The 15,931-nt window shown below is 61.7% G+C and carries 16 protein-coding genes and 1 riboswitch; of the genes, 12 read left to right on the top strand and 4 right to left on the bottom strand.

Annotated elements, in window-relative coordinates:
- Positions 1–82 precede the first annotated feature (82 nt).
- Both ygfZ and AACY19_RS20425 read left to right on the top strand, forming a co-directional pair.
- Complete coding sequence (ygfZ, locus tag AACY19_RS20430) at positions 83–1,024, top strand: CAF17-like 4Fe-4S cluster assembly/insertion protein YgfZ (RefSeq protein ID WP_339453372.1); 942 nt, start codon at positions 83–85, stop codon at positions 1,022–1,024.
- A 35-nt stretch (positions 1,025–1,059) separates the two neighbouring features.
- Positions 1,060–1,881 carry an HDOD domain-containing protein gene (locus AACY19_RS20425; protein ID WP_339453370.1) on the top strand — a complete coding sequence of 274 codons (822 nt, stop codon included), beginning with the start codon at positions 1,060–1,062 and terminating at the stop codon, positions 1,879–1,881.
- 148 nt (positions 1,882–2,029) lie between these two features.
- Here the strand turns inward: AACY19_RS20425 and AACY19_RS20420 are convergent, their stop codons facing one another.
- Both AACY19_RS20420 and AACY19_RS20415 read right to left on the bottom strand, forming a co-directional pair.
- Positions 2,030–3,415, bottom strand: a complete 1,386-nt coding sequence (locus AACY19_RS20420) for a sensor histidine kinase (protein WP_339453368.1) — start codon at positions 3,413–3,415, stop codon at positions 2,030–2,032.
- Positions 3,408–4,079, bottom strand: coding sequence for a response regulator (locus AACY19_RS20415; protein ID WP_007898613.1), 672 nt, complete (start codon positions 4,077–4,079; stop codon positions 3,408–3,410). Before AACY19_RS20415 ends, AACY19_RS20420 begins: the two co-directional genes overlap by 8 nt.
- A 448-nt stretch (positions 4,080–4,527) precedes the next feature.
- Here AACY19_RS20415 and AACY19_RS20410 point away from each other — a divergent pair, with 448 nt between their 5' ends.
- The 4 genes from AACY19_RS20410 to AACY19_RS20395 are packed head-to-tail and all read left to right on the top strand — an operon-like array spanning position 4,528 to position 8,563.
- Complete coding sequence (locus AACY19_RS20410) at positions 4,528–5,505, top strand: Bug family tripartite tricarboxylate transporter substrate binding protein (protein WP_339453365.1); 978 nt, start codon at positions 4,528–4,530, stop codon at positions 5,503–5,505.
- A 56-nt stretch (positions 5,506–5,561) separates the two neighbouring features.
- On the top strand, positions 5,562–6,020 hold the full coding sequence (locus AACY19_RS20405; protein WP_339453363.1) for a tripartite tricarboxylate transporter TctB family protein: 459 nt from the start codon (positions 5,562–5,564) through the stop codon (positions 6,018–6,020).
- A gap of 1 nt (position 6,021) precedes the next feature.
- Entirely contained in the window at positions 6,022–7,536 is a 1,515-nt protein-coding gene (locus AACY19_RS20400; RefSeq protein ID WP_339453361.1) for a tripartite tricarboxylate transporter permease, read from the top strand.
- Complete coding sequence (locus AACY19_RS20395; protein ID WP_339453359.1) at positions 7,529–8,563, top strand: AbrB family transcriptional regulator; 1,035 nt, start codon at positions 7,529–7,531, stop codon at positions 8,561–8,563. The genes AACY19_RS20400 and AACY19_RS20395 overlap by 8 nt, the downstream gene beginning before the upstream one ends.
- A 119-nt stretch (positions 8,564–8,682) precedes the next feature.
- On the opposite strand, the gene ung is transcribed toward AACY19_RS20395, so the two are convergent.
- Positions 8,683–9,375 carry a uracil-DNA glycosylase gene (ung, locus tag AACY19_RS20390; RefSeq protein ID WP_339453357.1) on the bottom strand — a complete coding sequence of 231 codons (693 nt, stop codon included), beginning with the start codon at positions 9,373–9,375 and terminating at the stop codon, positions 8,683–8,685.
- A 132-nt stretch (positions 9,376–9,507) separates the two neighbouring features.
- Between ung and AACY19_RS20385 the strand changes: the two genes are divergently transcribed.
- Positions 9,508–10,620, top strand: a complete 1,113-nt coding sequence (locus AACY19_RS20385) for an enoyl-CoA hydratase/isomerase family protein (protein WP_339453355.1) — start codon at positions 9,508–9,510, stop codon at positions 10,618–10,620.
- A 57-nt stretch (positions 10,621–10,677) separates the two neighbouring features.
- Here the strand turns inward: AACY19_RS20385 and AACY19_RS20380 are convergent, their stop codons facing one another.
- Positions 10,678–11,085, bottom strand: coding sequence for a hypothetical protein (locus AACY19_RS20380; RefSeq protein ID WP_339453353.1), 408 nt, complete (start codon positions 11,083–11,085; stop codon positions 10,678–10,680).
- A 342-nt stretch (positions 11,086–11,427) separates the two neighbouring features.
- Positions 11,428–11,528, top strand: a riboswitch (guanidine-I (ykkC/yxkD leader).
- 63 nt (positions 11,529–11,591) lie between these two features.
- Here AACY19_RS20380 and AACY19_RS20375 point away from each other — a divergent pair.
- The 5 genes from AACY19_RS20375 to AACY19_RS20355 are packed head-to-tail and all read left to right on the top strand — an operon-like array spanning position 11,592 to position 15,670.
- A complete protein-coding gene (locus tag AACY19_RS20375; RefSeq protein WP_339453351.1) occupies positions 11,592–12,659 on the top strand; it encodes a putative urea ABC transporter substrate-binding protein in 1,068 nt (355 codons plus the stop codon).
- A gap of 18 nt (positions 12,660–12,677) precedes the next feature.
- Positions 12,678–13,493, top strand: a complete 816-nt coding sequence (locus AACY19_RS20370) for an ABC transporter permease (RefSeq protein WP_339453349.1) — start codon at positions 12,678–12,680, stop codon at positions 13,491–13,493.
- Positions 13,490–14,278, top strand: coding sequence for an ABC transporter ATP-binding protein (locus tag AACY19_RS20365; protein ID WP_339453347.1), 789 nt, complete (start codon positions 13,490–13,492; stop codon positions 14,276–14,278). The genes AACY19_RS20370 and AACY19_RS20365 overlap by 4 nt, the downstream gene beginning before the upstream one ends.
- A gap of 13 nt (positions 14,279–14,291) precedes the next feature.
- On the top strand, positions 14,292–15,017 hold the full coding sequence (locus tag AACY19_RS20360; protein ID WP_339453345.1) for an urea amidolyase associated protein UAAP1: 726 nt from the start codon (positions 14,292–14,294) through the stop codon (positions 15,015–15,017).
- Positions 15,018–15,028: 11 nt separating this feature from the next.
- Positions 15,029–15,670 carry an urea amidolyase associated protein UAAP2 gene (locus AACY19_RS20355; protein WP_339453343.1) on the top strand — a complete coding sequence of 214 codons (642 nt, stop codon included), beginning with the start codon at positions 15,029–15,031 and terminating at the stop codon, positions 15,668–15,670.
- Positions 15,671–15,931: the final 261 nt, after the last annotated feature.

The raw sequence follows: 15,931 nt of genomic DNA, 5'->3' as shown, positions 1-15,931 counted from the left end.
GCGCCATCGATCCTTTATCAACTACCCATTTCAACAATGCCCCCTTATGATGTGCCCCAGACTTTTTACCCTGCGATGACCCATGGCCGATTCTGCTTTTTTCTGCACCCTGTCTCATGAAGGCGTTCTCGCGGTTCGCGGCGCGGATGCCGGAAAATTCCTGCAAGGCCAGTTGACCTGCAATATCGATTACCTGAGCGACAGCTGCGCCAGCCTCGGCGCCCGCTGCACCCAGAAAGGCCGTATGCAATCGAGCTTTCGCATCCTTCTGGAAGGCAACGGCGTGCTCCTGGCGATGGCCAGCGAGCTGCTGGAACCGCAACTGGCGGATCTGAAAAAGTACGCAGTGTTCTCCAAATCGAAACTGACCGACGAGAGCGCCGCATGGGTACGCTTCGGACTGGTGCAAGGCGAGGCCGCACTGAGCTGCCTCGGTCTGGACCTGCCGGTCGACACCGACAGCGTCGCCCGTCATGAAGGCCTGGTCGCGATTCGCGTCTCGCCGGATCGCGCCGAACTCTGGGTGCCTGCCGATCTGGCTGATGCGATCAAGGCCAAACTGGCGGTGACGCTCCCTGAAGGTGAGCTGAATCAATGGCTGCTGGGTCAGATCCGCGCCGGTATCGGTCAGGTCATGCCAGCCACCCGCGAGTTGTTCATCCCGCAGATGCTCAACCTGCAAGCCGTCGGCGGTGTGAGTTTCAAGAAGGGTTGCTACACCGGCCAGGAAATCGTTGCGCGCATGCAATACCTGGGCAAACTCAAGCGCCGCCTGTATCGCCTGAGCCTGGATGGCGCCGAGTTGCCGGAGCCGGGCACGCAACTGTTCGCGCCAAGCCACAACAGCTCCATCGGCGAAGTGGTGCTGGCCGCCCATGCCGGGCAAAACATTGAACTCCTGGCGGTGCTGCAGGCCGAAGCTGCCGAAGCCGGTGATTTGCATCTGGGCACCCTCGAAGGCCCCGCACTGCATCTGCTCGACCTGCCTTACGAACTGGATCGCGACCGCGAAATCCAGCGCTGATCGCAGCATTTGATGCAACACCCTAGAGAGTTTAAATGAGCGAACTGGCGGAAAAGGTCCAACAGGATTTGGTTGAGGCCATCGATAACGATGACCTGGTTCTGCCCACGTTGCCGGAAGTGGCCCTGCAGATTCGCAAGGCCGCCGAAGACCCGGAAATCAGCGTCAGCGACCTGAGCAAAGTGATCGGCCGTGACACGGCGCTGTCAGCGCGCCTGATCAAAGTGGTCAACAGCCCGCTGCTGCGTGCCGCGCAGGAAGTCACCGACCTGCACACCGCCATTACCCGATTGGGCATCAACTACAGCAGCAATCTGGCGATCGGCCTGGTGATGGAGCAGATCTTCCACGCCCGCTCCGACGTCGTCGAACAGAAGATGCGCGAAGTCTGGCGCAAGAGCCTGGAAATCGCCGGGGTCAGCTATGCGCTGTGCCGACGTTACACTCAGCTCAAACCCGATCAGGCTGCGCTCGGAGGCCTCGTGCATCAGATCGGTGTGCTGCCGATTCTGACCTACGCCGAAGATCACTACGAACTGCTCTCCGATCCGGTCAGCCTCAACCATGTGATCGACCACATTCATCCATTGCTCGGTGACAAGCTGCTGCGGGTCTGGGAATTTCCCGAGCGCCTGGTGGAGTTGCCGGGGCGGTATCAGGACTTCAAACGTGATTCGACCACCATCGATTACGTCGATCTGGTGCAAGTGGCCAGCCTGTATTGCCACAAAGGCACGGATCATCCGTTCGCGCGAATTGATCCGCTGACTGTGCCGGCGTTCAGGAAGCTCGGGATTGATCCGGAGAACAAAGCGCTGTGCGAAGACCTGGAAGAGTCGCGGACGATGTTTTACTGACCCGAGGCCGCGCCGCCCCATTCGCGAGCAGGCTCGCTCCCACAATGAAATGCATTCCCCTGTGGGAGCACAGCTGATTCACACATTGGAATCCATTCCCCCTGCGGGAGCGAGCCTGCTCGCGAAGGGGCCAGCAAAACCACCACAATCACCCGGCAATGAAACTGACCCGCACCTTCAACCCCGCCTGATCGCCATCATGCAAAGTGATCTGTGCCAGATGCGCCCGGCAGATCTCGCCGACAATCGCCAGCCCCAGCCCTGACCCCGCGACCTGCTGGTTGCGCCGGTAGAAACGCTCGAACACCCGATCACGCTCCTCCAGCGGGATGCCCGGGCCGTCATCTTCCACTTCAAGTATTGCCGGCGCGGTCACGCGCAAAATCACGTTCCCCCCCGGTGGCGTATGCGCCAAAGCGTTGTCCACCAGATTGCTCAGCAACTCGTTGAGCAATGTCGGTTCACCACGCAACCAGACCGGCTCATCGGCCTCCAGCGCCAGCGCCACCCCGCGCTTGTGCGCCAGCGGTGCCATGGCCATGCCCAGCTCCCGGGCCAACTGACTCAGATCGAGCAACTGCGCACCGCCCTCGGCAATCGCCCGTGCGCCGTTTTCCACGCGCGCCAAAGACAGTAGTTGATTGGCCAAATGAGTCAGGCGATCGGTGCTTTGCGCCGACGACTCCAAGGTGCTGCGCCACGTCTCGGATTCCGAGGAGCGCAGCCCCAATTCGAGCCGCGCTTTCAATGCAGCCAAAGGCGTGCGCAATTCATGGGCCGCATCGGCGATAAACTGCGCCTGACGCTCGAACTGTCCGCGCAAACGCTCAGTGAAATGGTTGAGTGCGCTGACCAACGGCCACAACTCGTGCTGCACTTCGACTAATGGCAATGGCCGCAAATCGTCAGACTGTCGCTCTTCCACCGCCGTGCGCAGGCGCTCCAGCGGTCGCAATGCCGCACTGACAGCAAACCACACCAGCAATAACGCGCCGACCGCCAACATGCCCAACCGCAGCAACGTGTCGGCCGCCAGACTGCGCGCCATGCTGACCCGCGCTTCGTCGGTTTCCGCCACACGGATTTCCGCCATGCCGTTCATGTTCGGTTCGCTCACCGCTTTCAGCAGGCTGACCACTCGCACGTTCTGGCCGTTGTAGGTGGCATCGTAGAAACGCGCCAGCGCGGGATAGCTGTCCGTGCGCTTGGTGCCGGGCGGCGGGCCGGGGAGGTTTTCGTAGCCGGAAATCAGCTTCTGGTGGATGTCGTTGACCTGATAATAAATCCGCCCGGCACTGTCGTAGGCAAACGTATCGAGGGCCACGTAAGGCACGTCGGCACTGAGGCTGCCATCGCGTTGCGAGAGCCCCGCAGCGATGGTCCGTGCCGAGGCGAGCAAGGTGCGGTCGTAAGCGGTGTCGGCAGCTTCGCGACCATTCCAGTAAGCGCTCAAGCCACTGGCGAGCATCAACACCACCAGCAACGACGCGAGGTTCCACAACAACCGCCAACGCAGGCTGCTGGGCTTATGCATCGCGGCTTTCCAGCAGATAACCGAGGCCACGGAAGGTCACGATGGCGACCGGTTGGCCGTCGAGTTTCTTGCGCAGCCGGTGCACGTAGATTTCGATGGCATCAGGGCTGGCTTCTTCGTCGAGGCCGAACACCTGCGCAGCCAATTGCTCCTTGCTCATCACCCGCCCCGGACGGGCGATCAGCGCTTCCAGCACCGCTTGCTCACGTGAGGTCAGGGTCAGCAGTTCTTCGCCGAGGGTGAAGCGCCGGGTGTCGAGGTCGTAGGCCAGCACACCACAACGCTGCTGGCGTTCACCGCCAAGGACACTGCGGCGCAACAGGGCTTTGACCCGCGCTTCCAGTTCCGTCAGTTCGAACGGTTTGGCGAGGTAGTCGTCGGCGCCGAGATTGAGGCCATGGACACGATCCTTCACATCACTGCGGGCGGTCAGCATCAGCACCGGCAGGTTCTTTCCCCGGGCGCGCAATCGCGCCAGCACTTCAAAACCATCCATGCGTGGCAGGCCGACATCGAGGATCGCCACGGCGTATTCCTCACTGCTCAATGCCAGGTCGGCGGCCACCCCATCGTGCAGCACGTCCACGGTCAGACCGGTGCTCTTGAGCGCCTGGGCAACGCTTTCGGCCAATTGCAAATGGTCTTCGACGAGCAGAACACGCATGGATTTTTACCTCGTTCAGGGATGGCCGGCGCCATGCTTTGTCGCGGAGTTTACAGCCGCAACCGCCGCTGTGAAGCCCGAAAACCGTGAAAGTCGGCTGAAAGGTTAGCGAAAGGTTAGCCCGTTAGAGTCGATCCACGGACAGTCCCGACTGCCGTCGCTGCCGCCACACAGCGCTACGAAAAACGCCACGAAGCGTTTTCGACCAATAAGAACAATAACGGAGTACAACCGCATGCCGTCCATGCCATCCAGGGCCCTGACACCGGCCCAGACTCCCAGCGTCCCTCCCGCCCTCAGCGGTTTTTTACCGCCGGGCCACACCGACTTCCTTTTCGATGCTCCATCGACCGCACTCGCGCCACGTCAAACTGCGCCCGCAGCTGAGCGAAGCGTTGCCCTTCGGTAATTCTGTACGTCTAAAACAACAACTCCCAAGGAGACTCAGATGAACTTGTCACTGCGTAAAGTTGCTCTCACCGCTGGCGCAATGCTGTTTGCCGGCCAACTGATGGCCGAGCCGAAACGTCCGGAATGTATCGCCCCGGCCTCCCCCGGCGGTGGTTTCGACCTGACCTGCAAACTGGTGCAAAGCGCACTGGTCAACGAAAAACTGCTGACCAAACCGATGCGCGTGACCTACATGCCCGGCGGTGTTGGCGCAGTGGCGTACAACGCCGTGGTCGCCCAGCGCCCGGCGGATGCCGGCACGCTGGTGGCGTGGTCGAGCGGTTCGCTGTTGAACCTGGCGCAGGGCAAGTTCGGTCGCTTCGATGAAACCAACGTGCGCTGGCTGGCAGCGGTTGGCACCAGCTACGGCGCCATCGCCGTGAAAAGCGATTCCCCCTACAAGACCCTCGACGATCTCGTCCAGGCGCTGAAGAAAGATCCAAGCTCCGTGGTCATCGGTTCCGGCGGCACCGTCGGCAGCCAGGACTGGATGCAAACCGCGCTGATCGCCAAGGCTGCCGGGATCAACCCGCGTGACCTGCGTTACGTCGCCCTCGAAGGTGGCGGCGAAATCGCGACCGCCCTGCTCGGCGGCCACATCCAGGTCGGCAGTACCGACATCTCCGACTCCATGCCGCACATTCAGAGCGGTGACATGCGCCTGCTCGCGGTGTTCGCTGACAAGCGTCTCGACGAGCCGGAAATGAAAGACATTCCAACCGCTCGCGAGCAAGGCTACGACATTGTCTGGCCCGTGGTACGCGGCTTCTACCTGGGGCCAAAAGTCAGCGATGAAGACTACGCCTGGTGGAAAGACTCGTTCGACAAACTGCTGGCCTCCGACGAGTTCGCCAAGCTGCGCGATCAGCGTGAACTGTTCCCGTTCGCCATGACCGGCCCGGAACTGGACACCTACGTGAAGAAGCAGGTCGCGGACTACAAAGTGCTGGCCAAAGAGTTCGGCCTGATTCAGTGATCGTCTCTGTCTAGCGGCTGCGTTCCCGGATGCGGGAACGCAGCACAGGAGCTCCCATGCTTATTCAACGCATTTTCGCCTCGGTGCTGTTGCTGGCCTGTGCCGGCCTGGCACTGATGGCGTGGCCGTACCAAGCGGCTTTTTCCTACGAACCGGTAGGCCCGCGTGCCTTTCCCCTATTGATGCTTGCCCTGATGGGTGCGGCACTGCTGTACATGGTGTTCCGCCCGGCGCCGATCAAACACAGTGACGATGAGCCGCCGCTGGATCGCGAAACCCTGACCAAGATCGGCATCTGCGTGGCGCTGCTGCTGGTGTTCGCCGGCACCTTCGAACCCCTCGGCTTCATCGTCGCCAGCATCGTCACCGGCGTTCCTATGGCCCGTCTCTACGGTGGCCGCTGGCTGCCCAGCGTGGTGATCATCAGCCTGATGGCCATCGGTCTTTACCTGCTGTTCGACCGTGTGATGGACGTTCCGCTGCCGCTCGGCCTGCTCAGCGTTCTGGAGAACTGATATGGATACTCTTGGCTATTTGGGTCAGGGTTTTGGCGTCGCGCTGAGCCCATACAACCTGGTGACTGCACTGTGCGGCACGCTGATCGGCACCGTCGTCGGCCTGCTGCCGGGCCTGGGCCCGATCAACGGCGTGGCATTGCTGATCCCGATTGCATTCGCCCTCGGCCTGCCGCCAGAGTCGGCACTGATCCTGCTGGCAGCGGTGTACCTGGGCTGCGAATACGGCGGCCGGATCAGCTCGATTCTGCTGAACATCCCGGGCGAAGCCTCCACCGTGATGACCACCCTCGACGGTTACCCGATGGCCCGCAAAGGCCTGGCCGGTGTCGCGCTGTCGCTGTCGGCATGGAGCTCGTTCATCGGCGCGTTTATCGCCACCTGCGGCATGGTGCTGTTCGCGCCGCTGCTGGCGAAATGGGCGATTGCCTTTGGCCCGGCGGAATACTTCGTGTTGATGGTGTTTGCGATTGTCTGTCTCGGCGGCATGGCCGGTGATCGTCCGTTGAAAACCTTCATCGCGGCGTTGATCGGTCTGTTCTTGTCGACCGTCGGCATCGACGCCAACAGCGGTGTTTATCGTTTCACCGGCGACAACATTCACCTGACCGACGGCATTCAATTCGTCGTGCTGGTGCTGGGCCTCTTCTCCATCAGCGAAATCCTTCTGCTGCTGGAAAAAACCCACCACGGCCAGGAAGCGGTGAAAGCCACCGGCCGCATGATGTTCAACTTCAAGGAAGCGGCGTCGGTGTTCGTGGTCAACGTCCGTTGCGGTGTGCTGGGCTTCATCATGGGCGTGTTGCCGGGTGCCGGCGCGACCCTCGCCAGCGCCGTGGCCTACATGACCGAGAAGCGCATCGCCGGTGCCAGCGGCAAATTCGGCGAAGGTGATGCCCGAGGCCTCGCCGCGCCGGAAACCGCCATCGGCGGCGCTGCCTGCGGCGCACTGGTGCCCATGCTGACCCTCGGCGTACCGGGTTCGGGCACCACTGCGGTGATGATCGGCGCCCTGTCGCTGTACAACATCACGCCGGGCCCGCTGCTGTTCCAGCAACAACCGGACATCGTCTGGGGCCTGATCGCGTCGCTGTTCATCGCCAACGTGATGCTGGTGGTCCTCAACATCCCGATGATTCGTGTGTTTACCCGCATCCTGGCCGTGCCGAACTGGGCACTGGTGCCGATCATCGCGATCATTACCGGGATCGGTGTTTACGCGGTTCACGCCACCACGTTCGACCTGTTCCTGATGATCGGCATCGGCATCTTCGGTTACATCCTGCGCAAGCTGGATTTCCCCCTGTCGCCGCTGCTGCTGGGCTTCATCCTCGGCGGTCTGATGGAGCAGAACCTGCGTCGTGCCCTGTCGATTTCCAACGGTGCACTGGAAATCCTCTGGTCGAGCCCGATCACCTTCGGTTGCTGGGTACTCACGGCGATCATGCTGTTGATGCCGATCCTCCGTATCTGGCGTAAGCGTTCGGCCGCGCGACGCGCCATCGTCGATGTTTGATCGGTCCGCCCTCAAATCCTGGTGGGGAACCCCGCTGGTCGGTCTGCTTGGCGGTTATATCGCCAGCCAGATCGGCTGGCCACTGCCGTGGATGGTCGGCTCGTTGCTGGCGATCATCCTCGTGCGCTGCCTGACCCCGTGGCAACTCACCGAAATCCCTGGCGGCCGCAAGTGCGGCCAGTGGATCGTCGGTATCGGCATCGGCCTGCACTTCACCCCGGTGGTGATGGAGCAAGTGCTCAGTCATTTCGGTTTGATCTTCTTCGGTGCGCTGGTCACCAGCCTGTCGGCGGTGGTCGGTGTGTGGTTGATGCGCCGTACCGGCGAGGATCGCGCCACGGCGTTTTTCTCGAGCATGCCCGGCGGTTCCGGGGAAATGGTCAACCTCGGCGCACGCAATGGCGCGATGCTCAGCCACGTGGCGGCGGGGCAGAGTTTGCGCGTGTTGGTGGTGGTGTTATGTGTGCCGGCGGCGTTCAAGTACCTGCTGGGCGATGGCAATCCGATTTCCCACGCTGGCAGCGTCGATTGGCGCTGGCTGGCGATTCTGTTTCCGGCGGGTGGTTTGCTTGCCTGGCTCTGGCAGCGCTTGCGTCAACCCAATCCGTGGCTGTTCGGGCCGTTGCTGGTGAGCGCGGCGGTGAGCATTGGCTGGGATCTGCACATTGGTTTGCCCAATGGCGGCAGTCAGATTGGCCAGTGGTTGATTGGCAGCGGCCTGGGTTGTCACTTCAACCGGCAGTTCTTCCGCCGTGCGCCGTCATTTATGGGGCGGACGCTGATTGGCACGGCGTTGACCATGTTGATCGCGAGTCTGGCGGCGTTGGGATTGAGTGCTTTGACTCATCTGGACTTGCGTTCACTGACCCTGGGCATGATGCCCGGCGGGATTGCCGAGATGAGCCTGACGGCAGAGACGCTGCAATTGTCGGTGCCGCTGGTGACGGCGATGCAGGTGATGCGGCTGTTGTTCGTGCTGTTTCTGGCGGAGCCGTTGTTCAAATACTGGAATCGTAGTCCCGAGTAAGTCTTCAAGACCGAGTGATCTTCTTCGCGAGCAAGCCCGCTCCCACATTGATTATGTGCACGCCGCAAAACCAATGTGGGAGCGGGCTTGCTCGCGAAGGGGCCTGCCCGGTCAACCGATCAAATCGGCGGCAAACGCCACTCGATCGGCGCCTCGCCATTCTGCTCAAGAAACTTGTTCGCACGGCCAAAGTGCCCGCAACCCAAAAACCCGCGATAAGCCGACAACGGCGACGGATGCACCGACGTCAGCACCAGATGCTTGGTCGCATCAATCAGCTTCTGCTTGCTCTGCGCATGCGCGCCCCAGAGCATGAACACCAGGTGCGGCTGCCGTTCGCTGACCACCTCAATGATCCGGTCAGTGAAAAACTGCCAGCCCTTGTCCTTGTGCGCGTTGGCGTTGGCGCGCTCGACGGTCATGGTGGTGTTGATCATCAACACACCCTGATCGGCCCAGCTCTGCAGGTAGCCGTGATTGGGGATGTCGATGTTCAGGTCGCGCTTCAACTCTTTGTAGATGTTGACCAGCGACGGTGGCGCGGGCACGCCCGGCTGTACCGAAAAGCACAGGCCGTGAGCCTGACCCGGACCGTGATACGGGTCCTGGCCGAGGATCACCACCTTCACTTTATCCAGCGGCGTCGAATTCAGCGCATTGAAAATCATCGGTCCCGGCGGATAGATTTCCTTGCCGGCCGCCCGCTCCTGCTGCAGAAACTGGCGCAACTCTGCCATATAAGGCTGGTCGAACTCAGCACGCAGTGCCTCCTTCCAGCTCGGTTCGAGTTTGATACGGTCGTCAGCAGTCATGGTCATACCCGGCAAAAACAATGGGGCGAACCCTAGGAAAGCCGACCACGCTTGTCAATTGATCTGACGCAGATCCGGCACTTTCCCCCACAACGATCATACTGATCGTTCAAATTTCCGATCGAGGTCACGATGAATCTGCACTTCGAAGAACTTACCGGCACCGACGGCGCCCGCATCGGTATCGCCAGCCTGGATGCTGAAAAGTCGCTGAATGCGCTGTCCCTGCCGATGATCAACGCCCTGAGCGACAAACTGAACGCCTGGGCCAAAGACCCGCAAATCGTCTGCGTGCTGCTGCGTGGCAACGGCGCCAAAGCCTTCTGCGCGGGCGGCGAGGTGCGCAGCCTCGTGGAAGCGTGCCGCGCCCACCCCGGTGAAGTACCGCCGCTGGCCGCACAGTTTTTCAGCGCGGAATATCGTCTGGATTACAGCCTGCACACCTATCCGAAACCGCTGATCTGCTGGGGCCACGGTTATGTGCTCGGCGGCGGCATGGGCTTGCTGCAAGGCGCGAGCACACGGATCGTTACGCCGAGCAGCCGCTTGGCCATGCCGGAAATCACCATCGGTCTGTACCCGGATGTCGGCGCCAGCTGGTTTCTTGCGCGGTTGCCGGGCAAGCTCGGTGTGTTTCTGGGCCTGACCGGCTCGCACATCAATGGCCGTGATGCAATCGATCTGGATCTGGCCGACCGCTTCCTGCTCGACGAACAGCAGCCCGATCTGATCGAAGGTCTGCTGCAACTCAACTGGCAGGAACAGACCGACATGCAACTCAACAGCCTGCTCAAGGCCCTGCAGCAGGAAGCCGTGGCGCAGATGCCCGAAGCACAGTGGCTGCCGCGCCGTCAGCAGATCGACGAACTGCTCGACGTCAGCGATGTGACGTGTGCCTGGAAGGCCATCAGCCTGCAACGCGACAGCAGCGACCCGTTGATCGCCCGCGCGGCGAAAACCATGAGCGAAGGCTCACCGCTGACTGCGCATCTGGTCTGGGAACAGATCATCCGCGCTCGGCATATGTCGCTGGCCGAAGTCTTTCAGATGGAATACACCCTGAGCCTCAATTGCTGCCGACACCCGGAGTTCAGCGAAGGGGTTCGTGCGCGGCTGATCGATAAAGATCAAAAGCCGCACTGGCATTGGCCGGACGTCAGCAGCGTGCCGGATGCGGTGGTGGAGGCGCACTTTCACAAGGTCTGGGAGGGGCGACATCCCTTGGCGGACCTGACGGCCTACTGATCAAATCGCAGACACAAAAAAGCGGCGCTCAATGCGCCGCTTTTCATTTGCGCTGGATTACCAGCGGTTGCCCCGCCCGTTGTGGTCGCCTCGACCGCTGTGCCGGTCGTAATGGCCGCGACCGCGATGATCGTTGTCCCATCCGCCGCGACGATGGCCGTCCCAGCGCCCGCGATCATTGCCGTGCCAGCGACGGCTTTCGTAATAGCGTGGAGCCGGTTGATAGTAGCGCGGCGCCGGTTGGTAATAACGCGGTTGCTGGTAGTACCGCGGTGCTGGCTGGTAGTAACGAGGCTGCGCGTAATAGGTGCTGCTACCTCTGTAATACGTGCCACCCGTGTTGTAGTAGGCCGGTGCAGGTGATGTGTAGACCTGAGAGCTGTAATACGAGTCCGCGTAGGAGTAGGGGGCGCAACCGGCAACGGAAAACATCAACGCAGCAAGCAGTAGAATTCGTCTATACATGGCGGCCTCCTGGACCGCGGGTTGGCCACACCAGCGACGCTGGCAGGCGCCAGTCGTTTAATCGGTGACTGACGAAAAATCAGACCGCGTTTTTCGCTTCCGGTGCGTTCCCGTAACAAGTTGAAACAAGTGATTTATGAAGCCTTGTTCATCCGCGACCACGCCATCATTCAGACGCTGCATCACGGTGCAGCCGCGCACCAACACAAAGCGCCACACCGCCCTTGTCTGCGAGCCGATGCAACCCGCACCCCCGTGCCAGAGCGCCTGTCGCAACTTGGCACGCGTCTCGCTTTAGCAAACCCGTGCAGGAGTCATCACAGGTTCGCGGCACCACAATTTGCAATGGCTGACTAGGGTTCCGGCTCGCACTCGCGAGTGGCTGGTCCGAGAGTTGGCGACCTCCAGTTGAGGTTACACGGCGGGACAAAAGCCCGGGAGACAAGCCACCGTTCGCGGTGCCGCGTTGCCTTCCTGTCCGCCCTTGATCAACTGGAGAATGCACCATGACCCGACTACGTTTGCCCGCCCTGCTCGCCGCTGCCTTCGCCGCGCTCATCAGCAGCCAATCCCCCGCCGCACAGAAAGACCACTTCAGCGTCTGCTGGACCATTTACGCCGGCTGGATGCCATGGGAATACGCCGGCAGCCAAGGCATCGTCGACAAATGGGCGAAGAAGTACGGGATCAAGATCGATGTCGTGCAACTCAACGACTACGTCGAATCGATCAACCAATACACCGCCGGCCAGTTCGACGGCTGCACCATGACCAACATGGATGCGCTGACCATTCCGGCCGCCGGCGGGGTCGACAGCACCGCGCTGATCGTCAGCGATTTCTCCAACGGCAACGACGGCATCGTCCTCAAGGGCGACGGCAAGACAGTCGCCGACCTCAAGGGCATGGACGTCAATCTGGTCGAACTCTCGGTTTCACACTATCTGCTGGCCCGCGCGCTGGACTCGGTCGATCTGACCGAGAAAGACCTGAAAGTGGTCAACACCTCCGACGCTGACATTTCCGCCGCGTTCAACACCGGGGAGGTCAACGCGGTGACCACCTGGAACCCGATGCTCTCGGACATCAAGGCCAAACCCGGTGTGACCGAAGTGTTCAACTCCAGCCAGATTCCCGGCGAGATCATGGACATGATGGTGGTCAACAGCACCACCCTCAAAGACAACCCGGCGCTGGGCAAGGCACTGACCGGCGCGTGGTTCGAAGTGGTCGAATTGATGAACGCGAAAAACGCTGCGAGCAAAGCCGCGCTGGAGCACATGGCCAAGGCCTCGGGCACTGATCTGGCCGGATTCCAGGCGCAACTCGACACCACCAGATTGTTCGCCACACCGAGCGAAGCGCTGAGTTTCGCCACCAGCAAACAACTGCCGGAAACCATGCGCAAGGTCGCTGAGTTCTCGTTCCAGCACGGCTTGCTCGGTGAAGGCGCGAAAGACACCAGCGCGGTCGGCATGGCCTTCGCCAACGGCGTGACCAGCGGCGACACCGGCAATCTCAAGCTGCGTTTCGATCCGACTTACGTGCAGATGGCTGCTGACGCCAAGCTGTAAGCCACGGAGGATTTGGCCATGCGCCTGATCAATCGCCACCCGGATCGCCCCAGTCGCCTGTTGTTGGTGATCCTGCCGTTCGCCCTGGTGCTGTTCGCCTACTTCATGGGCTCGGCCGAGCGCCTGACGGACAACCCCAACGACAAACTGCTGCCCAGCGCCGTGCAGATGAGCGACGCAGTGAAACGGCTGGCCTTCAATGCCGACAGCCGCACCGGTGACTATCTGTTGTGGCAGGACACCGCTTCCAGCCTGCGGCGTCTGGCCATCGGCCTTGGCATTGCCGCCCTGGCCGGGCTGTGCCTGGGCATTGCAGCCGGCACACTGCCGCTGTTCGGCGCGCCGTTGTCGCCGCTGCTGACGGTGCTGTCGATGGTGCCGCCGCTGGCGATCCTGCCGATTCTGTTCATCGTTTTCGGTCTGGGCGAGTTGTCGAAGGTCATGCTGATTGTCATCGGCATCACCCCGGCGCTGGCTCGCGATCTGGAACAACGTGCCCGGGAAATACCGGTCGAATTGCTGATCAAGGCACAGACCCTCGGCGCCTCGACCTGGACGCTGATGCTGCGGGTGGTGCTGCCACAACTGTTGCCGCGCTTGCTGATCTCGTTGCGGCTGATGCTCGGCTCGGCGTGGCTGTTCCTGATCGCGGCCGAAGCGATTGCCTCCACCGACGGTCTCGGCTACCGGATTTTTCTGGTGCGGCGCTATTTGGCAATGGATGTGATTCTGCCCTACGTGGTGTGGATCACCCTCCTCGCCTGGCTGATGGATTGGGGCCTGAAATACCTGACCCGTCGCGCATTCCCTTGGTATGAAGGGGCGGCCAAATGAGCTTCATCAGCGTAAAAAACGTCTGGCAACAATACGCCGATCAGGTCGTGCTCGAAGGCTTGAACCTGAGCGTCAACGAGGGCGAATTCTGCACCCTGGTCGGCGCATCCGGTTGCGGCAAATCGACCTTCCTGCGCCTGCTGCTCGGTCAGGAAACGGCGAGTCGCGGCGAAATCCTGCTCGACGGACAGCCGCTCGCCAGCGAACCGGACGCCAGCCGTGGCGTGGTGTTCCAGCGCTACTCGGTGTTCCCGCATCTGAGCGTGCTCGACAACGTCGCCCTCGGCCTCGAACTGCCGCGTGCGCCGCTGCTGGGGCGGTTGTTCGGCAACGCCAAGCGTGAGGCGCGCGAACAGGCCGCGGCATTGCTCGACAAAGTCGGCCTCGGCCATGCGCTCGACAAATACCCGGCGCAATTGTCCGGCGGCATGCAGCAACGGTTGGCGATAGCCCAGGCGCTGATCATGAAACCGCGCGTATTGCTGCTCGACGAACCGTTTGGCGCGCTCGATCCCGGCATCCGCAAAGACATGCACGCCTTGCTGCTGGAACTGTGGCGCGAGACCCGACTGACGGTGTTCATGGTCACTCATGACCTGGCCGAGGGCTTCAGCCTTGGCACGCGTCTGCTGGTGTTCGACAAGGTTCGCCTCGACCCGCACGCCCCCGGCGCTTATGGCGCGCGCATCACCTACGACATCCCTTTGAACAGCGACCGCCGCGCCCAGCGCGCCGCCGTCGACGCCCTGCCGTTGCCACTGGCAGGCGCCCTTCGCACCGCTTGAGAGGACTGCTCCAATGACTGATTCGACCCAATTGTTCCCCCCGTTTGCCGAAGAAATGCTCCCCGGTGGCGGCCACCGTTCCTTCGTGTTGAAGCGCGGCCAATTGCTGCGCCTGACCGATCTGCGCGGCGGCGCCAACGTCAGCCTGACCTTGCTCAACGCCAATGAAAAAACCGAGCGGCTGAACCTGCCCGACAGCCTCAAATGCCAACACACCGCCAAGCTCACTGCCGGCCACTGCCTCTACTCGGACATGGGCCGCGTGCTGGCCGCGATCACCGCTGACACCTGCGGTTGGAGCGACAGCCTCGGCGGCGTGCTCTGCGCCGAAGAAGTCGCGCAGAAGTACGGCCAAGGCCGCTACCAGGAACTGCGCAACGGCTTCTTCCGCAACGGCACCGACAACCTGCTGGTGGAACTCGGCAAGTGGGGCCTGGGGCTCTCCGATCTGCTGATGACCCTCAACCTGTTCAGCCGCGTCAACGTCGATGAGACCGGGCGCTTCCACTTTGTCGAGGGCAACGCCAAGGCCGGCGACTACATCGAGTTGTACGCGCCGATGGACACGCTGGTGGTGCTCACCGCGCTGCAACACCCGATGGACCCGTCGCCCGAGTACGCGCCCAAACCGCTGAAGCTGAGCTGGATGAACGCCGACGCCAGCGTCGCCGAGCACTGCCGCACTTCGCGCCCGGAAAATGAGCGCGGCTTTATCAACACCGACCGTTTGTTCGCCTGAGGTTCGCTGCCATGTCAGTCGCTATCGCCACTTCGCAAAACCAACCCGACACAGCGGTGTACCGCGCCACGATCCCGGCCGGTGAACCCTGGCTGCTGGAGGTCAAGGCCGGCCAGACCCTGCGCATCCTCGACCTGGAAGGCAACCAGGCCGTCGATACGTTGTTCTACAGCCTCGCCAATCCCAAGGAACGCTACGACGTGCAGCGCACGCTGCGCCGGCAAAACAGCGTCTACCTGAGCACCGGCAGCGTGCTCTATTCCAACCTCGGCCACGCGATGCTGACCATCGTCGCCGACACCTGCGGGCGCCACGACACCCTCGGTGGCGCGTGCGCGCAAGAGAGCAACACCGTGCGTTACGCCCTGGAAAAACGCTACATGCACAGCTGCCGCGACAACTACCTGCGCGCCTGCGCCCATGACGGGCGACTGAGCAAAGGCGACATCGGGCCGAACATCAATTTCTTCATGAATGTGCCGGTCACGGCCGATGGCGGGCTGACCTTCGAGGACGGGATTTCGGCGCCGGGCAAGTACGTCGACTTGCGCGCGGAGATGGATGTGATCGTGCTGATTTCCAACTGCCCGCAGTTGAACAACCCTTGCAACGCCTACAACCCGACACCTGCGGAGCTGCTGGTATGGAACTGAAAATCGGTCGGTTGCGCCGTTGGCTGTTCGCCCTGTGCCAGGCCCGTTCCGGCCAGTGCCTGAAATCCCCCAAACATCCCTGATCAAAATGTGGGAGCGAGCTTGCTCGCGAAGGCGTCGCATCAGAAACATCAATGCTGACTGACACATCGCATTCGCGAGCAAGCTCGCTCCCACAGGGGATCTGTAGTGATTTGAAGTCGGTGTTTTTTCATCCGGGACGGCCCGGATGTCTGTCGAAAAACGGCGGGACGGCCCGCT

It is taken from the genome of Pseudomonas sp. EA_5y_Pfl2_R50, assembly GCF_963970475.1.
Taxonomy (GTDB): Bacteria; Pseudomonadota; Gammaproteobacteria; order Pseudomonadales; family Pseudomonadaceae; genus Aquipseudomonas.
The sequence above is the reverse complement of the archived record's forward strand: the minus strand, read 5'-3'. Positions and strand labels throughout refer to the sequence as shown.

Excerpts from the sequence above, each read along its gene's own strand:
- AACY19_RS20410 (WP_339453365.1), top strand. The coding sequence starts at position 4,528 with ATGAACTTGTCACTGCGTAAAGTTGCTCTCACCGCTGGCGCAATGCTG.
- AACY19_RS20370 (WP_339453349.1), top strand. The coding sequence starts at position 12,678 with ATGCGCCTGATCAATCGCCACCCGGATCGCCCCAGTCGCCTGTTGTTG.
- AACY19_RS20400 (WP_339453361.1), top strand. The coding sequence starts at position 6,022 with ATGGATACTCTTGGCTATTTGGGTCAGGGTTTTGGCGTCGCGCTGAGC.
- AACY19_RS20385 (WP_339453355.1), top strand. The coding sequence starts at position 9,508 with ATGAATCTGCACTTCGAAGAACTTACCGGCACCGACGGCGCCCGCATC.
- AACY19_RS20415 (WP_007898613.1), bottom strand. The coding sequence starts at position 4,079 with ATGCGTGTTCTGCTCGTCGAAGACCATTTGCAATTGGCCGAAAGCGTT.
- AACY19_RS20380 (WP_339453353.1), bottom strand. The coding sequence starts at position 11,085 with ATGTATAGACGAATTCTACTGCTTGCTGCGTTGATGTTTTCCGTTGCC.
- AACY19_RS20355 (WP_339453343.1), top strand. The coding sequence starts at position 15,029 with ATGTCAGTCGCTATCGCCACTTCGCAAAACCAACCCGACACAGCGGTG.
- AACY19_RS20395 (WP_339453359.1), top strand. The coding sequence starts at position 7,529 with ATGTTTGATCGGTCCGCCCTCAAATCCTGGTGGGGAACCCCGCTGGTC.
- AACY19_RS20405 (WP_339453363.1), top strand. The coding sequence starts at position 5,562 with ATGCTTATTCAACGCATTTTCGCCTCGGTGCTGTTGCTGGCCTGTGCC.
- AACY19_RS20420 (WP_339453368.1), bottom strand. The coding sequence starts at position 3,415 with ATGCATAAGCCCAGCAGCCTGCGTTGGCGGTTGTTGTGGAACCTCGCG.
- AACY19_RS20425 (WP_339453370.1), top strand. The coding sequence starts at position 1,060 with ATGAGCGAACTGGCGGAAAAGGTCCAACAGGATTTGGTTGAGGCCATC.
- ung (WP_339453357.1), bottom strand. The coding sequence starts at position 9,375 with ATGACTGCTGACGACCGTATCAAACTCGAACCGAGCTGGAAGGAGGCA.
- AACY19_RS20375 (WP_339453351.1), top strand. The coding sequence starts at position 11,592 with ATGACCCGACTACGTTTGCCCGCCCTGCTCGCCGCTGCCTTCGCCGCG.
- AACY19_RS20365 (WP_339453347.1), top strand. The coding sequence starts at position 13,490 with ATGAGCTTCATCAGCGTAAAAAACGTCTGGCAACAATACGCCGATCAG.
- ygfZ (WP_339453372.1), top strand. The coding sequence starts at position 83 with ATGGCCGATTCTGCTTTTTTCTGCACCCTGTCTCATGAAGGCGTTCTC.
- AACY19_RS20360 (WP_339453345.1), top strand. The coding sequence starts at position 14,292 with ATGACTGATTCGACCCAATTGTTCCCCCCGTTTGCCGAAGAAATGCTC.